Consider the following 20,691-nt stretch of genomic DNA (forward strand, 5'->3'; position numbering starts at 1 on the left):
CACTTAGCTGCCCGACACGCCTGCCTCGGCAAAGGTTGCCATACCGCTTAGGCAGGCCACCGCCCCCTGCAGCACGCCCAAAGACAGCGCCGCACCCGACGCTTCGCCCAGTCGCAACCCCAGCGACACCAAAGGCGCCTTGTCGATTGCCTCCAGCACCCGGCCATGCGCTCCTTCGGCGCTAAGATGCCCCGCCATACAATGATCCAGCGCGCCCGGTTGGGTCTTGGCCAACGCCAGCGCAGCCGCCGTGCAGATGAACCCATCCAACATCACCGGGATACGCAACTGCCGCGCGCGGATCATCGCACCCGCCATCGCGGCCATTTCGCGCCCGCCAAGGCGGCGCAACATATCCAGCCCATCGCCCTGCCCGCCATGCATCGCGACGCCCTGCGCCACAACCCGCGTCTTGGTCGCGAGGCCCGCGTCATCCACCCCGGTGCCGCGCCCAGTCCAATCTGCGGCCTCCCCGCCCAAAAGCGCACAGGCCAGTGCCGCGGCCGATGTCGTGTTGCCGATGCCCATTTCGCCCGTAATCAACACGTCTGTGCTGTCATCCACGGCGGCCCAACCTGCGTGCAGGGCTTCGATAAAGTCGGCCTCGGACATCGCGGGGCTTTGCGTGAAATCAGCGGTGGGGCGGTCCAACGACAACGCATGCACGTCAAGTTTTGCACCAAACGTGCGCGCCAATTGGTTGATCGCGGCGCCACCCTGCTGAAAATTCAGCACCATCTGTTCGGTTACCTCTGGTGGAAAGGCCGAAACGCCCTGCGCTGCCACACCATGGTTTCCGGCAAAAACAATCACTTGGGGGGCGCAAATCGCGGGCCTATCGGTGCCACGCCACCCCGCATACCAAATGGCCAGATCTTCCAAACGCCCCAAGGCTCCCGGCGGTTTGGTCAATTGCTCATTGCGCGCCTTGGCCGCCGACACCGCCACTGCATCCTGCGCAGGCTGGGACGCCAAAAGCACCCGAACGCCACCCATGTCTGAAAAAGCTGCTGTCATTGGAACCCCTCGGTTGTAACATCCCTCCCACCTGATTACCCAATGAGCACACACCCACAAGCCACGAACGACCAAATCCCATGAAAATCAACAGCGCCCCCCACTGGTGTCTCGACATCCTGCTTGCCCTGACATTGCTCAGCCGGTTGCCGATGCCACATTTACCGACCGCGGCCTTTGAGAATGGCAGCCGCGCGGTTTGGGCGTACCCTATCGCGGGGGCGATCATCGGGTGCATCGTCGCGGCCATTGGGGCGGCGGCCATGGGGCTGGGGGTGCCGTCCGGCTTCGCGGCGGGGGTGATGCTCGGCGCTGGGATGGTCATCACAGGCGCCATGCACGAAGACGGGCTGGCGGACACCGCGGATGGGTTTTGGGGCGGCTTCACAGTGCAGCGCCGGTTAGAGATCATGAAAGACAGCCACATCGGCACCTATGGCGTCTTGGCCTTGCTGGTTGTGTCAGGGCTGCGGTGGATGGCCTATGCCGCGTTGCTGCCGTCAGGTGTGGTGCCGGTGATCGCAGCCGCAGCCCTGTCGCGCGCCGGTATGCCCTGTCTGATGGCGGGCCTGCCACATGCGCGCACCGATGGGCTGTCGCATAGCGTCGGGCGGCCGGGTGCTGTGCCCGTCGCTATTGGGTTTGCCCTGGCCGCTAGCCTTGCGGGGCTTTGTGTGGGGGGCGTGGCATTGCCGGCAGTGGTGGCTGTCGTCGTGGTCTCTGCGCTTATGGGGGCGCTTGCGGTACGCAAGATCACCGGGCAAACTGGCGACGTGTTGGGTGCGACACAACAACTGTGCGAACTTACTGTTCTGGCAGTGCTTATATCACATATGGCATGAAAAAACCGCGCCTATTATGGGCGCGGTTTATATAGGCATTCAAACGCGATCAGGCGGCGACGCGGCTTTCCAGAACGTCTCCGACTTGCTTGGCGGCTGCCAGCTCGTCTCCGCCATCCACTGCGGCCACTTCGCGCGTTAGCCGTTCAAGTGCTGCCTCATACAGCTGGCGTTCCGAATAGCTTTGTTCGCGTTGATCATCCGTGCGGTGCAAATCGCGCACCACCTCGGCAATGGCGATCAGATCACCGGAGTTGATCTTTTGCTCGTATTCCTGCGCCCGGCGGGACCACATCGCCCGCTTGACCTTGGCCTTGCCCTTGAGCGTCTTCATCGCGTGGCCGATCACATCAGGTGAGCTCAGCGCCCGCATGCCGATTTCGGTGGCCTTATGGGTCGGAACCCGCAGCGTCATTTTGTCTTTTTCGAACGAAATCACGAATAATTCCAGCGAAATACCCGCCACCTCTTGCTCTTCGACAGAGAGGATCTGCCCCACGCCATGCGCTGGATAAACAACGAATTCGTTCGGGCGAAAATCCAGTTTCTTCGATTTGGTCATTCAGTATTCCTTGCAAACCAGGCACTCACGCTCTGGTATTCGACAGTCAAAACCACCCAGAGCGTTGGCGTTTCAGCCGCGCATCCAAGTGTATCAATCCGATTTTTCAGGCGCCGCCGCCCTAGACAGGCGTACGGCTATGAGTGGTCCCGTCATCCATTTGTAACGGCACCATAACACAAAAAGGGCCCACAAAAAAGCGGACCCTACGTCAATTGGTAAATAATCTCATGGTACGAACCGCTTAGCTTGCGCAAATCTACGAAATCACCGCCGAATCGGGCCGATATTGTCGCTTATCCGCCCTCGCCGGGGGCCTCAGAGAAGTATTTTTCGAGCTTCCCAGTCTCACCATCACGCGCTTCTGCATCAGGAAGCGGGTCTTTCTTGGTGATGATCACCGGCCATGTTTCGGAATATTTGCGATTGAACTCAACCCACTTTTCCATGTCCGGCTCTGTGTCCGGACGGATGGCATCGGCGGGGCATTCAGGTTCGCAAACGCCACAATCGATGCATTCATCCGGGTGGATCACAAGCGTGTTCTCCCCTTCATAAAAACAATCAACAGGACAGACTTCTACGCAGTCGGTAAATTTACAGCCGATGCAATTGTCAGTCACGACGTAGGTCATAGTGGCACGCTTCCCAATTTCACTCCGCCGTAGCTAATTCACAGGGTCCGATCATTCAAGAGAGCGCGCCTTAGAAAGATCAAGCATACGCCTATCGCGCTTTGTCGGGCGACCTTTTCCCTCAAATGCCGGGTTTTCCGGAGCAGATTTTCGGGTTTTCGGCTCTGGTGGGGACAAATCGGTATACAATTCCTGCGCCTCAGATGCCGGACCACGCCGTTGGCCGATGGCATCAATACGGATCACCCGAATCTGATCACCCTGCGCAAAGGTCAAAACGTCATCCGGGCCCACCATTTGGCTGCGCTTTTCGGTCCGCGCACCATTGAACCGCACATCCCCCGCCCCGACACGCGCAGCCGCCAGTGTGCGGGTTTTGAAAAACCGCGCATGCCAGAGCCATTTGTCGAGGCGGAGTTTATCAGCCAATCACTTGTTGTCCTTCAGCCCCATAAGTGCCGCGGCAAACGGGTTATCGGGGTCGATCTTCTTCTCGGGTTTGGGCGGACGGGCCGAGAATCGCTGTGCGCCCTTGTCTTTGTCGCCACGCGGGCCACCCCGTTTGCCTTTGCCGGCTGGTTTGCCCTTGCCTTTGGGCCGGTCGCCGCCTTGGGGGCGTGGTGGACGTGCAGGCCGCCCCCACTTGAAGGTATAAAACACCTCCATCTCCGCTTCTGGCGCATCCTGTTGGGGCGTCGACGGGGCCTCAGCAACTGCGTCACTGACCGGTGCTGCGTCCGTAGGCGCTGATTCGGCCGTTGTTGTTTCGGCAGACGTCGGCTCGGCTGCTGCCACTTCGACTGCTGCCGCTTCGGCATCTGGCGCGGGCGTCTCAGCAGGCGCTGCCTCTGCGGGTTTAACCTTTGCCCGTTCGGCTTTTTCGGCAGTGTAACCCAAGCCCTGCATCAGATCCGCGAATTGATCCAACGTCATCCCGGTGATCGACAACATGTCAGCTGTGGCCTCAAACCCAGCGCGTGAATTTTCGCCACGCAGCATATCCGCCAAACGTTCCAACATATCGATGCGAATCGCCCGGTCGCCCGCGATGCGGTAGCCTGACATCGTATCAGCACCCTCAGGCGCACCAGTATCTGCGGGGATCGTCACCAATCCGGGGGGCGGGGCTTCGGGAAAGACATCAATGCCTTTCACCAAGGACCACAACACCAACCGCAACCGCGTCGGCGCAGGTTTCAGCACCAGCGGCATGAAGATCGTGAACTGTCCAAACCGGATGCCGTGCTTGCGCAGCGCGCCCCGCGCGTCTTGATCCAGCGCTTTGACGTCATCCGCCACAGCCGCACGTGGCAACACGCCCAACCCTTCAACCATCTGAAACGCGAACCCGCGGGCCAACCCCGTCAGGGTCTCGTCACGGCTCAGCATCAGCAGCGGCTCAAACAGGGCCGCAACCTTGCGATCAATGAAATGTTGCAAGCGTCGTTGGACTTTTTGCGCCACATCGGGCCCGGCAACGTCATCGACGAACACCTCAACCTGCGGCTTGAGCGCATCCGCCCCCGCCACCAATTTGCCCACGGCGTCCTTGCCCCAGATCAAACCACCCTGTTCGGTGAAATCGATCTCAGTGTCGGGCGCGTTGTAAAAACGGTCTGCGCGCAGGTGAAACTGCGGGCCAAGCGCCTGTAACGACGCCGCCTTGATTGTCTTTGCCTCGGCGCCACTGGCACCCTTGTCTTGGCTAAACCGGAACCCTTCCAGCCGCCCTACAAATTCACCTTCGACGGTCACGTCACCGGTATTCGATACATCTGCCACCATGGCTTCCTTCTGGCCGAGCCGGCGCAAAAGCACGGATGTGCGCCGGTCTACAAATCTCTGGGTCAAACGCTCGTGCAGCGCATCTGACAATCGGTCTTCTACAGAACGGGCCTCGTCTCGCCAATGACTTTCGTCACTGGTCCAGCCTTTGCGTTGCGCGACATAGGTCCATGTGCGGATAAACGCCAATCTCTTAGACAACGCATCAATATCACCATCGGTTCGGTCAATTCGTTTTATGCGTTGCGCCAGCCAACTATCGGGGATGCCACCGCGTTGATGCAAGTGGGTGAAGATCGCTTCCAGCAGACTGGCGTGTTCTGCATGACTGATACCCCGAAAATCAGGGATTCGGCAAACATCCCACAACAGACGCACCGAAGGCCCATCGCTGCACCGCGCGGTGATTTCAGCGTCTTGCGACAGGGCCTTTAGCGCACCCAGATCGTCGGCCTCGCGCGCCTTGACCAAAACCTCATCGTTGGGCGCGACCTCAAGCGTCGAAATCAGCCGGTCGATGGATCCAAATTGCAGCGCGTGGTTGCGCCAATTGAGTTTCTTGAGCGGCGTAAACCGATGCGATGTGATCGCGTCGGCCACACCATCATCCAGCGATGGTGCCTCGCCTGTCACACCGAAGGTGCCGTTTTTCATGCCTCGCCCGGCGCGCCCGGCAATCTGCGCCAGCTCGTTGGGGGCCAAGGGGCGCATGCGCCGCCCGTCAAATTTGCTGAGCGCTGAAAACGCAACGTGATCGACATCGAGGTTCAACCCCATGCCAATGGCGTCAGTGGCGACCAGATAATCTACCTCGCCGTTTTGATACATGTCGACTTGGGCGTTGCGGGTGCGCGGGCTAAGCGCCCCCATCACCACCGCCGCACCGCCCTTTTGGCGGCGAATAAGCTCCGCGATTGCATATACATTCTCAACCGAAAACCCGACTATTGCACTGCGCGGCTTCATGCGGCTTATCTTTTTCGGACCTATGTAGGTCAATTCGGACATTCTATCCCGTTGTACGAATTGCGCATCCGGCACCAACGCCCGAATGGCCCCGCGCATGGTATCAGCCCCCAGAAACAACGTTTCCTGCAATCCGCGTGCGCGCATCAAACGGTCGGTGAACACATGCCCGCGTTCGGGGTCTGCACATAGCTGGATCTCATCCACCGCCAGAAAATCACAGCCCATACCGTCGGGCATCGCCTCGACCGTGCAGATCCAATATTGCGCACGCGGCGGCACGATACGCTCTTCGCCCGTCACCAGCGCCACCACCGACGGACCCCGCGCGGCCACAACCCGGTCGTAGACCTCGCGGGCAAGCAACCGCAGCGGCAGCCCGATAACCCCCGTCCGGTGCCCCAACATGCGTTCGATTGCGTAGGTGGTTTTGCCTGTATTGGTCGGGCCCAGAACGGCCACGACACGCCTGTCACCTGTCACGGCATTTTCCTTTGTCTACCCGGATCAGAGCGTGCGACCAATGCCGCGCTGCTTGAGCTGCTCTTGCGCGGTTTTCGCGTTCTCGTGATTGGGATGCAAGGTCAGAACCCGGTCAAAGGCATCTGCGGCGCGCGCAAGGTCGCCGAATTCTTGCAACATCACGCCCAGACCAAAAATTGCATTGTAGTTGTTGGGGTTTAACGCCAGCGCCCGCTCAAGGTCATCCAATGCGGGGCCATACATCCCCACCCGGTAAAACGCCGTGGCGCGGGCGTGCCACCCTTCTGCGAACTGTGGGGCGTGATCCGTCAGCGCGGTCAGATGATCGATGGCTTTGCCCATCTCATCGTCCTCGAGGGCATCGCGCCCCCGTTCCAACAACAGATCCATCGCCGCAGAGCCCGAATTGTCCCAGATCAGGGCCAGTTCGCGGTCCAGCCGTGCGGCCTCTTGTGCGGGGGCATCACGCAACTGTTGCAGCAACGTCTCTTCGACCTGCTGCGCGCTTGCGTTCCCCGATAGCATCACAACACCGAAAAATGCCGTAACGATATGTTTGAGATAATAGAGTTTCATAGACATAACGTATATGAATGTAACAGGCAGCCCGGGCATTTCCAGACCCCAATGGTGCCATGAACCCAAAAGGGCGTGAAGATGAGTGATATTGTGACCCAGGCTGTGACCGCGTTGAACGAAAAACTGGCAGGGGCCGATTTTGGCGGCACCGCGAAATTCGACATCGCGGATGAGGGATGCATCATGATGGATAGCGATGGCGCGCGCGCCGCTGACGAGACCGCAGATGTCACGCTATCGGCAGATGCAGACACGTTCCGGTCCATTCTGGAAGGCGACACCAACCCCACCAGCGCCTTTATGACAGGCAAACTCAGCGTAGACGGAGATATGGGGATGGCGATGCAACTGGCGGCCGCTCTGTCCTGATGAACCTGACGCCCGCGCCATTTCACACCGACGTCGCATTCGGCAACACCAACGGGGCCGCCCATTGGGTGCACACCTCTGATGGCCTACGCGTACGGTTGGGTGTGTGGAACACGCCCGCCGCCAAAGGCACCGTGCTGATTTTTCCGGGCCGCACCGAGTTCATCGAAAAATACGACCTCTGCGCCGCCGCCTTGGCGCAGAGGGGATTCGCCAGCATGGCGATTGACTGGCGTGGTCAGGGCCTATCGGACCGCATGCTAGACGATCCGCGTGTCGGGCATGTGGATCATTTCCCCGATTTCCAAAAAGACGTAGACGCGTTGGTCCGTGCCGCGCGGACCCTTGATATGCCGCGCCCGTTCTTTTTGCTGGCTCATTCGATGGGCGGTGCAATTGGCCTGCGTGCCGCGATGGAAGGGTTAACCGTTCAGGCCACCGTATTTAGCGCGCCCATGTGGGGCATTCGCCTGGCGCCGCATCTGCGCCCCCTCGCCTGGGCCCTGAGCCACGTGATGCCGCAAATCGGCCAAGGCCACCAGTTGCCGCCGGGCACCAACATTGGCCACCACGTGCTGACCAATGGGTTCGATGACAACCTGCTGACCCGCGACCCGGCCCAGTTTGATATGATGCGCAAGCAGTTGGAAACGCACCCAGATCTATTGTTGGGCGGGCCCAGCTACGTCTGGCTGCGCGAGGGACTTTTGGAAACCCGGCATCTGGCCAGCCGCCCATCCCCCAACCTGCCATGCATCACGTTTTTGGGCACCAACGAACGTATCGTCGATGTGCCCGCGATCCACACCCGTATGGACAGTTGGAAACGCAGCACCTTGGAAATGGTTGAAGGTGGCGAACACGAGGTCCTGATGGAAAGCCCCGCGGTTGCGGACCCCTTGTTTGACCAGATGGCCACTTTATTTCTGAGCGGCGGGCACGGCTAAGGTCTGGGCAAACCGCGCAGCACGCCTAGATAGGACGGTATGAGCTCTGTCCTGACATTCACCGAGCGCGGCATTTATTGCGCAGCGGGCGATTTTTATATCGATCCGTGGCGCCCAGTGCCCCGCGCGTTGATCACGCATGGTCACGCCGACCACGCGCGCGCGGGCCATGGCACGTATCTGGCCACCCATGCCGCACTGCCGGTTATGCGCCACCGCTTGGGCAATATCACCGCGCAGGGCGTTGATTTTAACGCTCCGCTGACCATTGGCGGCGCGACGGTGTCGTTTCATCCGGCGGGGCATGTGCCGGGATCGGCGCAGATCAGAGTTGAGGTCGCAGGCGAGGTTTGGGTTGCCTCGGGCGACTACAAAACCGAACCCGACGGCCTGTCAGAACCTTTTGAACCGCAGCGTTGTCACCATTTCATCACCGAATCGACCTTTGGCTTGCCGGTCTTTCGCTGGCAACCCCAGGCAAGTGTCGCACATGGCATCAACGCTTGGTGGGCAGAGTGTGCGGCGGCGGGCAAAACCGCGTTTTTGGGGGCCTATGCATTGGGCAAAGCACAACGGTTGCTGAGCCTGTTGGATCCACAGATCGGCCCGATTTTGACCCACAGCGCCGTTGAGGCCACCAATACCGTCTTGCGCGCACAAGGCATCGCCCTGCCCGACACGCTGCGCGCCACCGCTGATCTGGACCCAAAGGCGCATAAAGGTGCGTTGGTGCTGACACCGCCCTCGGCTTTGGGCAGTGCTTGGGCCAAGAAATTCGGCGCGCAGGACACCGCATTTGCCAGCGGATGGATGCAGTTGCGCGGGGTGCGCAGGCGGCGCGCAGGTGACCGCGGGTTTGTCATATCGGACCACGCCGATTGGGACGGGTTGCTCGACGCCGTCAAAGCGACAGGCGCCGAAAATATCTATGTCACCCATGGTTATACCGATGTTTTCGCACGCTATTTATCAGAAAACGGATGGAACGCACAGCCCGTACCCACCGAATTCGAAGGCGAAACCCTTGATGCGAAGACGCCCGCATGAAGCAGTTCGCACAGCTGTTCAACACCATCGACCAAAGCACAAAAACGACCGTCAAGGTCACCGCGCTGGCGGATTATTTTGGCGCGGCCACTGACGCAGACCGCATGTGGACCATCGCGTTGTTTTCAGGGCGCAGGCCCAAACGCGCGGTCACAACCACCAAACTGCGCGAATGGGCGGCAGAACAGGCGGGCATTCCACTGTGGCTTTTTGAGGAAAGCTATTCAATTGTCGGGGATCTGGCCGAAACCATCGCATTGGTTTTGCCACCCGTCAGCACCCAGACCGACGGCACCCTCAGCCACTGGATAGATCACCTGCGCGGCCTGACCGACCTAGACGAAACCGCCCGAAAAACGGCGGTTTTAGCCGCATGGTCCCACCTAGGCGGCACCGAGCGGTTTGTGTTCAACAAGTTGATCACAGGCGGGTTTCGCATGGGTGTGAGCCAAAAGCTCATGACCCGCGCATTGGCCAAGTCTACGGGCAAACCCGAAACAGAACTGGCCCACCGGTTGATGGGGAATTGGCACCCCGATACCACTGAATGGGCCGATTTGATCGAAGCAGAAGACGTATCCACCGATGCATCGCGGCCCTATCCGTTTTATCTGGCGCATGCGTTGGACGACGGCCCGCACTTGCTTGGCCCTCCAAGTGAATGGCGCGCAGAATGGAAATGGGACGGCATTCGCGGCCAACTTATTTTGCGCGATGGGCAGTATTTTGTCTGGTCACGGGGCGAAGAATTGATGACCGACCGGTTTCCCGAATTGGCCCGTACCGTAGATATGTTGCCCCCCGGCACGGTATTGGATGGGGAACTGCTGGTGTGGCAGGCCAACAGCCAGAAACCGGATAACTTTAATGCGTTGCAAAAACGGATTGGACGCAAGACCGTGCCCAAAAAACTGCGCACCGAGGCCCCCGTGGTGCTGCATGCCTATGATCTGCTGGAATGGGGCGGCACCGATATCCGCGACCGCCCCTTTGTGCAGCGGCGCGCGTTGCTCGAGCAAGCTTGCGCTCAGTTGCCCCCCGACGCCCCCGTACGTCTGTCGCCGCAACTGGACATCGACGGCTGGGAAGAGCTGGCCGAATTGCGCAGGGGTTCCCGTGATGAAAACGCCGAAGGTGTCATGATAAAACGCGCCGACAGCCCCTACCGGATCGGCCGCAAAAAGGGCGATTGGTGGAAGTGGAAACTAGACCCGCTGACCATCGACGCGGTGATGATTTACGCGCAATCAGGGCACGGGCGGCGTGCCAATCTGTTCACTGATTTCACCTTTGCGGTCTGGAATGGCAATGATCTGGTGCCCTTCACCAAGGCCTATTCCGGCCTGACGGACGCCGAATTTGGCGAAATCACCAAATGGGTGCGCAAGAATACCCTGCAACGGTTTGGCCCCGTGCGGCAGGTCACGCCGCATCATGTGTTTGAGATCGCGTTTGAGGGCATTCAGGCCAGCCCCCGCCACAAATCGGGCGTGGCGCTGCGGTTTCCGCGCATGTCCCGTTGGCGGCAGGACAAACCCCTGCAAGAGGCCAATACGTTGGCTGATTTAAACGATATGCTGAGGATTTATGGCTAACCCGGCGCGGGGGTGGCACAGCTTTTACGGGTCGTCAAAGCCTGACACACACGCGCGCGCTTGTTCACCGGCCCGCCACACCCTAAGTGTAATGAAACACAGATGAGGTCCCTTGATGTTCCAGCTTCCCTTTCCCGTTCGCGATGCAAATGCAACCGGCAGCGCCGCCCCGCTTGGCAATCTGCCCGAATGGGATCTAAGCGATCTTTACACCGGTGAAGATGCCATGGAGCTCAAGCGCGATCTGGATTGGTTGGAACAAGCCTGCGCCAGCTTTGCCACCGATTACGACGGTAATTTGGCCGGGCTCGACGCGCCGGGATTTCTGGACTGCGTGCTGCGCAACGAAAAGATCAACCAAGTCGCAGGGCGCATCATGTCCTTTGCGGGGCTACGGTATTATCAACAAACGACCGATGCGGGCAGGGCCAAGTTCATGGCCGACCTGCAGGAAAAGATCACCAATTTCACTACGCCTTTGGTGTTTTTCACACTCGAAATCAACCGGTTGGCTGATGACCATCTGGATGGGCTTTATGCGCAGAATGGTGATCTGGCACGGTATAAACCCGTCTTCGACCGTATTCGCGCGATGAAACCGTACCAGCTTAGCGATGAGTTGGAAAAATTCCTGCATGATCTGGGTGTTGTGGGTGACGCGTGGGAACGGCTGTTTGACGAAACCATCGCAGGTCTCGAATTTGAGGTCGACGGCGAGCCGCTGAACATTGAAGGCACGCTAAACCTACTGACAGATCCGGACCGTGCCAAACGCGAGGCCGGTGCCCGCGAATTGGCCGATGTGTTTGGCGACAACATCAAGACCTTTGCGCGCGTGCACAACACGCAGGCCAAGGAAAAGGAGATCGTTGATCGCTGGCGCGGCATGGAGACCGCACAACTAGGGCGCCACCTGAGCAATCAGGTCGAACCCGAGGTCGTCGAGGCCCTGCGCAACGCGGTGGTCAAGGCCTACCCGAAACTCAGCCACCGGTATTACGAGCTTAAACGCAAATGGTTGGGCCTTGATAAAATGCAGGTCTGGGACCGCAACGCCCCCCTGCCGATGGAAGACACCCGCGTCGTCAACTGGGCCGACGCCGAAAAAACCGTGATGGATGCCTATACCGCATTTGACCCGCGCATGGGCGAGATCGCCGCGCCGTTTTTCAGCAAGGGTTGGATAGATGCAGGCGTGAAACCGGGCAAAGCACCGGGGGCGTTTGCCCACCCAACCGTCACCAACGTGCACCCTTATGTGATGCTGAACTATCTGGGAAAACCCCGTGATGTCATGACCTTGGCGCACGAATTGGGTCACGGTGTGCATCAGGTTCTGGCCGCCGAACAGGGCGAGATGTTGTCATCCACGCCGCTGACGCTCGCCGAAACGGCCAGCGTGTTTGGCGAAATGTTGACCTTCCGCAAGATGCTCGACGGGGCCAAAGACAAAGCGCAGCGCAAGGTGATGTTGGCCGGCAAGGTCGAAGACATGATCAACACCGTCGTGCGGCAAATCGCGTTTTACGATTTTGAATGCAAACTGCATGCGGCCCGGCGCAGCGGCGAATTAACCCCCGAAGACATCAACGACCTTTGGATGTCCGTACAGGCCGAAAGCCTAGGGCCTGCGTTTGAATTCATGGACGGCTACGAGACCTTCTGGGCCTATATTCCGCACTTTGTGCATTCGCCGTTTTATGTCTACGCCTACGCCTTTGGCGATGGGTTGGTGAACGCGCTCTATGCGGTTTACGCCGAGGGCGACGACGGGTTCGAAGAGAAATACTTCGACATGCTCAAGGCTGGTGGCTCCAAACATCACAAAGAACTTTTGGCCCCCTTCGGTCTGGATGCCTCGGACCCTGCGTTTTGGGACAAAGGTCTTAGCATGATCTCAGGGTTCATCGATGAACTGGAAGCGATGGAAGACTAGACCAGGTGCGTTAGCTCAATGCCAAATCTGATTTGGCAGAAAGAAATCCCTTAACGATCTGGTGTATTCCATCGGAACCGCCCGCTAAAATGAGGGCCGTAAACAAAATATCGACCGCTGCAAAAAGTTGCAGTTGGTCGAACACCCCAAAGAATTTACCGCTGGACACTGTTTGAGGCATCACGACGAACTCTGACAGAACGGTCGTACCGGTCAACGCCACCATACCCCCAAGTATGGTGGCAGTTGTGGCTGCAAACGCCGCCTTTTCGCTCCCCAGCGTTTCCCGCAGAGGCATTGCAGCTTGATCAGCCGTGATCTTGCTTTTCTTAGCCATGCTGATTTGCTGCCTCAGGTCCTTGATTGTGTCATTCTTGGCCGCGCTCGCCGTGGCCAAAGCGTCTTGATCCACCATCGCAGGGACAGGCTGCTGCAGCTCGAGTTCCAACGCCGATTGCAGCATCTTGAACTGTCTCTTGCGTTTGACCACGGGCGCCGCAACCTCCAATTCCCGGCTCAGAAATTTGTTATTCACAATGACTTCGACCGCACGTTCGATCAGCAAGGCAAAGAACGTCAACGCCATAAGCTGCGTCCCGACGCGTTCGGCCAAACCGGTCTGAAATGGCATGCTACCAAAACCAATAGCCGCACCATAGGCGGCAACCCCGGCGACCATAAGGATAGCAAAAAATGGACTGTATTTCATTTTAATCTCCTAAATCAATGTCTTGCAAAACCGCGGCCATCAAACCAGCACGCGACAGGGCGTAAAATACCCACGCAGGATAACAACCATCAGGCGACCATTTTACGTGGCTAATTCCACGCGGGCGCCGACACACCTAAACGTGCATGCCATCCCAACCAGCAACAGTTTACACCAATTCCCGCTTTCGATCTACACGGGCTGCTACACGCCGCATAAAACAAAAAACCCCGCCAGATACGATCGGGCGGGGCGATAGTGATCATGATGACCTAATCAAGCGGTCGACATCATGCCTTTTTCTTTGGCCAAATCGCGCATTTTCTTTTGCAGCTTTTCAAACGCGCGCACTTCGATCTGACGAATGCGTTCGCGGCTGACGTCATATGCGGTGCTCAGATCTTCAAGCGTGATGGTTTTATCCGACAACCGGCGCTGCGTCAGAATATCTTTTTCACGGTCATTTAGGACGCTCATCGCTTCGCTCAACAATTCGCGGCGCGCCTCAAGCTCGTTGCGGGCCTCATAATCGCTGGCCTGATCCGCGTCCTCGTCTTCCAGCCAATCTTGCCACTGCATGGCCCCTTCGGTGTCTGACCCAACGGTCGCATTCAAAGACGCATCGCCCCCTGACATACGGCGGTTCATCGAAACCACCTCCGCTTCGGTGACCCCAAGATCCGTCGCGATGCGTGCGACGTTTTCAGGGCGCAAATCGCCTTCTTCCAGGGCGCCGATGCGGTTTTTGGCTTTGCGCAGGTTGAAAAACAGTTTCTTTTGGCCCGATGTCGTGCCCAGCTTGACCAAGGACCAACTACGCAAGATGTATTCCTGAATAGACGCCCGGATCCACCACATGGCGTAGGTCGCAAGGCGAAAGCCCTTCTCGGGGTCAAACCGTTTGACCGCCTGCATCAAACCTACGTTGGCTTCGGAAATAACCTCCGCTTGCGGCAATCCGTAGCCCCGGTACCCCATGGCGATTTTAGCGGCCAAACGCAGGTGCGATGTGACCATCCGGTGGGCTGCGGCTGTGTCTTCTTTTTCGACCCAAGCCTTTGCCAACATGTATTCTTCTTCCGGTTCCAGCAGTGGGAATTTCCGGATTTCCTGCATGTAGCGGTTCAGACCGCCTTCCGGCGTTGGTGCCGGCAGATTTGCGTAATTCGCCATTGTAGCCTCCCAATGTTTACGGGCTTAACATATATGTAGGTGCTAAACTGATCGGTTCAAGTCGGACGCCCCGAAATTGTTAACGCCATCTATATCGCCCCTCGATTAACGAAACCCTGACACAAAGCGCCATCGTTAATACCTCACATGACGGTGCAGTCACGCTAAGGTGCTGTTTATGACAAAGGCAGCCGCGCAATCGCCAAAAGGTCTACGATATCCTGCGGAAGCGGCGCTTCAAACCGCATGGCCACACCCGAAATTGGGTGCTCAAACCCCAAAACCGCCGCATGTAAAGCCTGCCGAGGGAACGCTTTTATCGCTTCAGCCGCCGATGCATTCAACGCTTTCACCGGCAATTTGCGTTTCCCGCCATAGGTCGGATCGCCCACCAAACCGTGGCCCGCATGCGCCAAATGCACCCGGATCTGATGCGTGCGCCCAGTTTCCAGCCAACATTCCATCAGCGCCAACACCTCCGGCTGGCCAAACCGCTCAATCGTCCGGGCACGTGTCACCGCATGCCGCCCGCCGTGAAACAGCACCGCTTGGCGTTGTCTGTCGGTTTTGTGGCGCGCCAGTTGGGTCGTCAGCTTTAGGATATTCCCGGCCTCAAAACTGGCACCTTTGACACCGCGCAACCGTGGGTCATTGCCATCTGGCACACCGTAAACCAGCGCCTGATAATAACGTTCGGCGGTGTGGGCCTCAAATTGCGCCGCCAAACCGTGATGCGCCGCGTCCGATTTTGCCACAACCAGCAACCCCGACGTGTCTTTGTCGATCCGATGCACAATGCCGGGGCGCTTCATCCCACCAACCCCTGACAGATCATCGCCGCAATGCGCCAGCAGCGCATTGACCAACGTGCCCGATGGCGACCCCGGAGCGGGATGCACCACCATGCCCGCGGGTTTATTCACCACAATCAGGTCGGCGTCTTCAAACACCACGTCCAGCGGGATGTCTTCGGGCAAAATGTGGCTTTCTTGGGCCTCTTCGATCTCGATGATCACGGCGGCCCCCGCAGCGATGCGCGCCTTAGGATCGTGTTGCACCACGCCGTCCACCGTGACAGCCCCCGCCGTGATAAGCCGGGACAAGCGTGTGCGCGACAACGCCGCCTCCACTGGCACATCGCGCGCAAGCGCCTTATCAAGGCGGGGCGGCGGTGTGTCGTCGATGGTAAAGCAGATTTGGCGGAGCGGCATGGAAAACCCTGAAATTCACCCGGAAGGTCCAGCACAAGAGCCAGCCAACCTGCGGTTTTTACGTCGATTGGTGACGGTGCTAACCGCCACGATGATTGGTGGTGTCATATTGATCATCGTGCTGATTGTCATGCGTTTCAATGCGCCCCCCCCCGATTTACCTGATACAATTGTCCTGCCGGGCGGTGCGCGGGCCATCAGTTTCACCCAAGGGCCCGATTGGTACGCGGTCGTCACCGACGCCGGCACCATCGTGATCTATGACCGTGTGACAGGCCAACTGCGCCAAACCATCACCGTCGAATAACCCCCCCAACCCATTACCGCGCAGTCATTTCATGCGCGTCTTGCCCCAACCAAAAGGCCTGCCCGTGGATATTGCGCTAAAAGTCATCGAAATCACCATGCCCGTGTTTTTGATGGCGTCTATCGGGTTTATCTGGGTCAAAATGGGGTTGGACTACAGCATCCAATTTGCCACCCGCCTCAGCATGACCTTGGCCGTACCTGCACTGATCTTTGTGGCGTTGGTCCAGACCGAAATTCCCGCGCAATCGCTGTCGCAGATCAGCCTTGCAGCCCTGTCTGGCTATGTTTTGGCGTCGATCGCGTCATGGGTATTTATCCGCCTGTCCAAGCTGGATACGCGCACATATGTGACCCCTGTGTTCATGGGCAACACCGGCAACATCGGCCTGCCGCTGGCGGTGTTTGCCTACGGTGATGAAGGCTTGGGCTATGCCGTCGTGGTCTTTGCGGTATCGGCTGTTTATGCGTTTACGGTGGGGGTTTGGATCGTCACGCGCAGCAATTCACCGCTGACCATGTTCAAAGAACCGATGGTGGGCGCCACGTTACTAGGCGCGTTGTTTTTATGGCAAGGCTGGATGCCGCCGTTGATTGTGACAAACACGTTGTCGCTGTTGGGTCAAATGGCGATCCCGTTGATGTTGATCACGCTGGGCGTGGCCGTTGCGCGGCTGACACCGCAAAACATCGGACGGTCGCTGTGGCTGGCGGTGGTGAAAACTGTGCTATGCGTCAGCATCGCATGGTCGTTGGGGGTGTGGTTTGACCTGTCAAACGTGGCGTTTGGCATCTTGGTGCTACAGCTCGCAGCACCCGCAGCCGTCACCAGCTACATGATCGCAGAGAAATACGGCACCGATGCACAGGCCGTCGCCGGTTTGGTGGTGGTGTCGACGTTGCTGTCGGTGCTGACGCTGCCATTGTTGCTGAGCGCGGTTTTATGACACGCGCGACGGGGGAACACCCGGCATGAAGCCTCGCGCAGTGCCTTCGCACGCCACATAGCCGTCACCGCCAGAAAAACGTCTCACCTGGGTTGCCCGGCCATATTTTATGGGTTTGCGGAACCGCCACCGCATTGGGATCATTGGCCATTTCCAACGCCTCCCGCATGCTTCCCGCCAACGCATAACCTCGGCGTGCGTGTGTGTCATCCAGTGCGCTGCGCACCATTATTGCCCAAACATATTTCATCCCCAGACATTGGGGACTGATTGGTAAATGAACGGTTAACCAATCACAGCTGATGTCAATTCGCCCTAGAATTGAATTGCCCTGCGACCCCAACTGCACAAAATAGCGGCATCATCTACGCATGCCTATACACGATCTTACAAATTAGGGGTGTTGGTGGTACCACCTCCCCGGCTTGAACGGGGGACCTCCTGATCCACAATCAGGCGCTCTAACCTACTGAGCTAAGGCGGCACTGCATTCGATTTATCTGCCCGGTTTGAAGATTGCAAGGGGGTTAAAAACGGAAGATCCAGCTCTGCTCAATCAAATTTTGCCCAAAACTGTGTACAGGCTTTGAACTGACCAACTGCCACCCAGTCGCTTTGTAAAGCGCGCAGGCGGCCTTATGGCTCTCGTGGGTCCAAAGTTGCATGCCCTGATACCCACGCGCCTGCGCAAACCCCATGCAGGTCGCCAACAAACGTTTGCCCAGCCCCCGACCACGCGCGCCGGGCACCAGCAAGAACAGCCGCAGCTTGGCCGTGGTATCATCAAGCCGCACGCAGAAAATCGACCCCAAACGTTGGCCGTTTTCCTCTGCGATCCATCCGCGTTCGGCGGTGTCATCATGCCCTGCAATGAACGCATCAAGAATTTCACTCACCAGCAGCCCAAACGACGCGTCAAACCCCTCGGCTTGGGCGTAGACCGCATCATGTTGGTGGGCCAACCAATCACGGTCTGCCGGGGTGAACGGCCTGATCACAGTATTTTCTTGCATTTCCCCACGAAACCGCATGGCGACTTGCTTTTCAAGCCCTGCCGGGCTAGCGATGCCCGCACTTCAAGCAGGAGACGAGCAATGGGCATCGACACCGAACGCGAGATCGAAGCGAACCTTCAGATCGGCCCCACCGACGCCGGTATGGTGCGCATTTACATCGAATCAGGCAGCGTCGAAATCCCTATGGATTTTTCGCCCGATGATGCTGATGAAATCGCCGAAGAAATCATGGCCGCCGCCAAACGTGCCCGCACTATGACCAACCGCTAGCAGTCATTTCAGGGTCGCGAAGCGCCTGCAGACGGCGTGCGGCGGTGGTGGCCAATTTATGGGTCATCGTTTTGCGCCGCGCGGCAGCCAATTTGTGTTCAGGCCCTGCGCGAATAATCTCTGCGCTATAGGCATCTGCGATGATCAACCCCGTGTCATCCGGTAACAGTTCGGTTGGGAAATCCGCGTCGACCGCCCAAAAGAACCGGTCGCACCAATCCAGATAGCCTTCCCATTTGTGATCTGATTGAAAATCAGCCCGGCCAGATTTGCATTCCACGATCCAAATCTCACCTTTCGGGCCCAACGCCATCAGATCAACCCGCAAGCCACGGGTTGGCACCAACTCTTCGACACTCACAAATCCATGGCTTGTCAAAAGTCGCGCAGCCCCGCGTGCCAACATCTGACCCGGTTGGAAATTTTGCAAGTTGTCATGTGCCATGCCCCAAACATGAACATATCGAGAACGCGGTTCAAGAATAAACTTGCCACGGCGCGTGCAATGCCCTTGTCGTAGAGCGGTGCGGGGACTAAGTGGTGTGGGGACGGGTTCTGCTCTTCTCGTGACTGGTTACATTCCAGTGGCCTTAAGCAAATCCGAGGGAGCTGGCTCTGTCTTGGCCCTGGCCTTTTTATCTGGCGCCCACCTGTACATACAGGTCCTCGGGAATATAAAACCAAACGGCTGCAGCGGGCCCGTCACCCACATGCAGCAGATCAGCAGTTTTTGGAAAAATCAGCGGCGCTTGTAAAGCGCGCGTTTGGTCTCGACACGTACCGGGATGAGCAGCTCTTCACGCTGAGGCTGTGCAAACAGGGCGCGGATCATACGCAGGATATTGTCAAACATTATCAAACTCCTTTGTACCAAAGATGGCACTTGGAGTTCAGATGTCCAGAGGTAAATCCGGGTTATTAGCGTTAACAGGCGCGGTTGTGATCGTTTGTCGCAACCCTCGCGGGAACACCTTGGCATGGGCCGTCGCCTGACCCCGGATTTGCGTCATTTTTGACAGCGACTGCCGTGATGGCCCAGGCAAATTGAACACCCGAAAAGACGATCCCATTTAGCACCCAAAACACCGTGACGGCCAGAACGGCCACGTCAGACGTCGACACCAAATGCCCCAAGTTCGCCACGTTAAGCCACAGAATTAATGCGACAAACACGGCAGCCACGGCAAAACCGATCATGGCGCTTTTGATGTATAACCTGACAACGCGTGGCATCACGACCTGCTTTGCATCCCCCTGAGGGTGGTTAAAACGCTTCGGGCTGAGCCTCGCGCGCCATGTGATCCAGCACCGCATTCACGAACTTGGGTTCTTTCCCATCAGGGAAAAACGCGCGGGCCACATCGACATATTCGGTGATCACAACTTTGGGAGGCGCGTTCTTGGCGTGCAACTCCGCCCCAGCGGCACGAAACAATGCGCGCAACGTTGGGTCAATACGGCCCAATGGCCATTTGGCGACCAAACCACGGTCGGTCATTTGGTCGATAGGCGCTTGAAGCGTCACCACGCCATCCAACACGGCGGCAAAAAGTTCGATATCGCCCTCTTGCATCTCTTCGCCATCATAGATCGCACCAAATCTATGATCTAAGAACTCAGCGCGCACGACCTCAACGGTCTGCGACGAATGTTCCATCTGAAACAACGCCTGTACGGCATAAAGCCGGGCGGCGGATTTCATTTTCCGGCGTTGATTGCCAGATCGGTTGCTGTGCAGCGATGTCATGCGGTATGGGACCCGTCGTTGGAACCGGCGATCTGGATATCCTGCCCTGCTGGCTTGAACCCGATGCCCTTGGATTGGGTCGCCCACTTACGGGCCATCGCCACCAGATGCAAGGCCGCCGCAGCAGCACCGCCACCCTTGTTTTGCCCACCCACATCGGCACGCGCCTCGGCTTGGGCGCGGTTTTCAACCGTTAGTATACCATTGCCGATGCACAAGCCCTGCAACCCCAGCAATTGCAACGCCCGGCTGCTGTCATTGCAGACCGTGTCATAATGCGTGGTCTCGCCCCGGATCACACATCCCAACGCCACGTAGCCGTCAAAATTGCTGCGCCGGTCTGCGATGCTGATGGCTGTGGGCACCTCTAACGCGCCGGGCATCTCGACCAGATCCCACGTACCGCCTGCGGCTTCGATTTCGGCCTTGGCGCCGGCCACCAGATTATCGGCGATGTCCTTGTAGTAAGGGGCCACGACAATCAGCACCTTCACCGGTTTATCGAAATCCGGGCGCGGCAGGACGTAATGGTTTTCGTTGGCAGCCATC

Annotated in this window: 23 protein-coding genes and 1 tRNA gene; 9 read left to right on the forward strand and 15 right to left on the reverse strand. The window is 58.1% G+C overall.

Going from position 1 to position 20,691, the window contains the following annotated elements; genetic code table 11:
- Window positions 1-3: 3 nt before the first annotated feature.
- Complete coding sequence (cobT, locus tag ABJH13_RS06530) at window positions 4-1,017, reverse strand: nicotinate-nucleotide--dimethylbenzimidazole phosphoribosyltransferase (protein WP_348405413.1); 1,014 nt, start codon at window positions 1,015-1,017, stop codon at window positions 4-6.
- Window positions 1,018-1,097: 80 nt separating this feature from the next.
- Here cobT and cobS point away from each other — a divergent pair, with 80 nt between their 5' ends.
- A complete protein-coding gene (cobS, locus tag ABJH13_RS06535) occupies window positions 1,098-1,859 on the forward strand; it encodes an adenosylcobinamide-GDP ribazoletransferase (protein WP_348405414.1) in 762 nt (253 codons plus the stop codon).
- A gap of 49 nt (window positions 1,860-1,908) precedes the next feature.
- Here the strand turns inward: cobS and ABJH13_RS06540 are convergent, their stop codons facing one another.
- The 5 genes from ABJH13_RS06540 to ABJH13_RS06560 all read right to left on the reverse strand — a co-directional run bounded on the left by ABJH13_RS06540 (window position 1,909) and on the right by ABJH13_RS06560 (window position 6,866).
- Window positions 1,909-2,421, reverse strand: a complete 513-nt coding sequence (locus ABJH13_RS06540) for a CarD family transcriptional regulator (protein ID WP_348405415.1) — start codon at window positions 2,419-2,421, stop codon at window positions 1,909-1,911.
- A gap of 296 nt (window positions 2,422-2,717) precedes the next feature.
- Window positions 2,718-3,056 (reverse strand): ferredoxin FdxA, encoded by a 339-nt coding sequence (gene fdxA, locus ABJH13_RS06545; protein WP_348405416.1) that lies wholly within the window; start codon window positions 3,054-3,056, stop codon window positions 2,718-2,720.
- Between the two features lie 51 nt (window positions 3,057-3,107).
- Window positions 3,108-3,485 carry an RNA-binding S4 domain-containing protein gene (locus tag ABJH13_RS06550; RefSeq protein WP_348405417.1) on the reverse strand — a complete coding sequence of 126 codons (378 nt, stop codon included), beginning with the start codon at window positions 3,483-3,485 and terminating at the stop codon, window positions 3,108-3,110.
- Window positions 3,486-6,290, reverse strand: coding sequence for a helicase-related protein (locus ABJH13_RS06555; protein WP_348405418.1), 2,805 nt, complete (start codon window positions 6,288-6,290; stop codon window positions 3,486-3,488).
- 24 nt (window positions 6,291-6,314) lie between these two features.
- Window positions 6,315-6,866 (reverse strand): tetratricopeptide repeat protein, encoded by a 552-nt coding sequence (locus ABJH13_RS06560; protein WP_348405419.1) that lies wholly within the window; start codon window positions 6,864-6,866, stop codon window positions 6,315-6,317.
- 81 nt (window positions 6,867-6,947) lie between these two features.
- On the opposite strand from ABJH13_RS06560, the gene ABJH13_RS06565 reads away from it, so the two are divergent.
- The 5 genes from ABJH13_RS06565 (at window position 6,948) to ABJH13_RS06585 (ending at window position 12,763) form a co-directional block, all read left to right on the forward strand.
- Window positions 6,948-7,238 carry an SCP2 sterol-binding domain-containing protein gene (locus tag ABJH13_RS06565; protein ID WP_348405420.1) on the forward strand — a complete coding sequence of 97 codons (291 nt, stop codon included), beginning with the start codon at window positions 6,948-6,950 and terminating at the stop codon, window positions 7,236-7,238.
- Window positions 7,238-8,185: an alpha/beta hydrolase gene (locus ABJH13_RS06570; RefSeq protein WP_348405421.1), complete on the forward strand. Its 948-nt coding sequence runs from the start codon at window positions 7,238-7,240 to the stop codon at window positions 8,183-8,185. Before ABJH13_RS06565 ends, ABJH13_RS06570 begins: the two co-directional genes overlap by 1 nt.
- Before the next feature lie 39 nt (window positions 8,186-8,224).
- A complete protein-coding gene (locus ABJH13_RS06575; protein WP_348405422.1) occupies window positions 8,225-9,232 on the forward strand; it encodes a ligase-associated DNA damage response exonuclease in 1,008 nt (335 codons plus the stop codon).
- On the forward strand, window positions 9,229-10,827 hold the full coding sequence (locus tag ABJH13_RS06580; protein ID WP_348405423.1) for an ATP-dependent DNA ligase: 1,599 nt from the start codon (window positions 9,229-9,231) through the stop codon (window positions 10,825-10,827). The genes ABJH13_RS06575 and ABJH13_RS06580 overlap by 4 nt, the downstream gene beginning before the upstream one ends.
- Before the next feature lie 115 nt (window positions 10,828-10,942).
- On the forward strand, window positions 10,943-12,763 hold the full coding sequence (locus tag ABJH13_RS06585; RefSeq protein WP_348405424.1) for a M3 family oligoendopeptidase: 1,821 nt from the start codon (window positions 10,943-10,945) through the stop codon (window positions 12,761-12,763).
- Window positions 12,764-12,773: 10 nt separating this feature from the next.
- Here ABJH13_RS06585 and ABJH13_RS06590 read toward each other — a convergent pair whose 3' ends face one another.
- From ABJH13_RS06590 to ABJH13_RS06600, 3 genes are all read right to left on the reverse strand, one after another.
- Window positions 12,774-13,349, reverse strand: coding sequence for a hypothetical protein (locus ABJH13_RS06590; RefSeq protein WP_348405425.1), 576 nt, complete (start codon window positions 13,347-13,349; stop codon window positions 12,774-12,776).
- A gap of 399 nt (window positions 13,350-13,748) precedes the next feature.
- Complete coding sequence (gene rpoH, locus ABJH13_RS06595) at window positions 13,749-14,645, reverse strand: RNA polymerase sigma factor RpoH (RefSeq protein WP_348405426.1); 897 nt, start codon at window positions 14,643-14,645, stop codon at window positions 13,749-13,751.
- A 176-nt stretch (window positions 14,646-14,821) separates the two neighbouring features.
- Complete coding sequence (locus ABJH13_RS06600) at window positions 14,822-15,856, reverse strand: RluA family pseudouridine synthase (protein ID WP_348405427.1); 1,035 nt, start codon at window positions 15,854-15,856, stop codon at window positions 14,822-14,824.
- Between ABJH13_RS06600 and ABJH13_RS06605 the strand changes: the two genes are divergently transcribed.
- Both ABJH13_RS06605 and ABJH13_RS06610 read left to right on the forward strand, forming a co-directional pair.
- Window positions 15,855-16,163, forward strand: coding sequence for a DUF6476 family protein (locus ABJH13_RS06605; RefSeq protein WP_348405428.1), 309 nt, complete (start codon window positions 15,855-15,857; stop codon window positions 16,161-16,163). The genes ABJH13_RS06600 and ABJH13_RS06605 overlap by 2 nt on opposite strands.
- A gap of 64 nt (window positions 16,164-16,227) precedes the next feature.
- Window positions 16,228-17,109, forward strand: a complete 882-nt coding sequence (locus tag ABJH13_RS06610; protein WP_348405429.1) for an AEC family transporter — start codon at window positions 16,228-16,230, stop codon at window positions 17,107-17,109.
- Window positions 17,110-17,516: 407 nt separating this feature from the next.
- Here ABJH13_RS06610 and ABJH13_RS06615 read toward each other — a convergent pair.
- Window positions 17,517-17,593: transfer RNA gene (locus tag ABJH13_RS06615), tRNA-His, on the reverse strand.
- Between the two features lie 43 nt (window positions 17,594-17,636).
- Complete coding sequence (locus ABJH13_RS06620; RefSeq protein ID WP_348405430.1) at window positions 17,637-18,140, reverse strand: GNAT family N-acetyltransferase; 504 nt, start codon at window positions 18,138-18,140, stop codon at window positions 17,637-17,639.
- Window positions 18,141-18,203: 63 nt separating this feature from the next.
- Here ABJH13_RS06620 and ABJH13_RS06625 point away from each other — a divergent pair, with 63 nt between their 5' ends.
- Window positions 18,204-18,395, forward strand: a complete 192-nt coding sequence (locus ABJH13_RS06625; protein ID WP_348405431.1) for a DUF6324 family protein — start codon at window positions 18,204-18,206, stop codon at window positions 18,393-18,395.
- Here ABJH13_RS06625 and ABJH13_RS06630 read toward each other — a convergent pair.
- From ABJH13_RS06630 to ABJH13_RS06645, 4 genes are all read right to left on the reverse strand, one after another.
- Window positions 18,379-18,840: an MmcB family DNA repair protein gene (locus ABJH13_RS06630; RefSeq protein ID WP_348405432.1), complete on the reverse strand. Its 462-nt coding sequence runs from the start codon at window positions 18,838-18,840 to the stop codon at window positions 18,379-18,381. The genes ABJH13_RS06625 and ABJH13_RS06630 overlap by 17 nt on opposite strands.
- A gap of 479 nt (window positions 18,841-19,319) precedes the next feature.
- Complete coding sequence (locus ABJH13_RS06635) at window positions 19,320-19,628, reverse strand: hypothetical protein (RefSeq protein WP_348405433.1); 309 nt, start codon at window positions 19,626-19,628, stop codon at window positions 19,320-19,322.
- A 31-nt stretch (window positions 19,629-19,659) separates the two neighbouring features.
- Entirely contained in the window at window positions 19,660-20,142 is a 483-nt protein-coding gene (gene nusB, locus ABJH13_RS06640) for a transcription antitermination factor NusB (RefSeq protein ID WP_348405434.1), read from the reverse strand.
- On the reverse strand, window positions 20,139-20,690 hold the full coding sequence (locus ABJH13_RS06645; RefSeq protein WP_348405435.1) for a 6,7-dimethyl-8-ribityllumazine synthase: 552 nt from the start codon (window positions 20,688-20,690) through the stop codon (window positions 20,139-20,141). Before ABJH13_RS06645 ends, nusB begins: the two co-directional genes overlap by 4 nt.
- Window position 20,691: the final 1 nt, after the last annotated feature.

This window comes from Roseobacter sp., from assembly GCF_039970775.1.
In the GTDB taxonomy this organism is placed as follows: Bacteria; Pseudomonadota; Alphaproteobacteria; order Rhodobacterales; family Rhodobacteraceae; genus Roseobacter.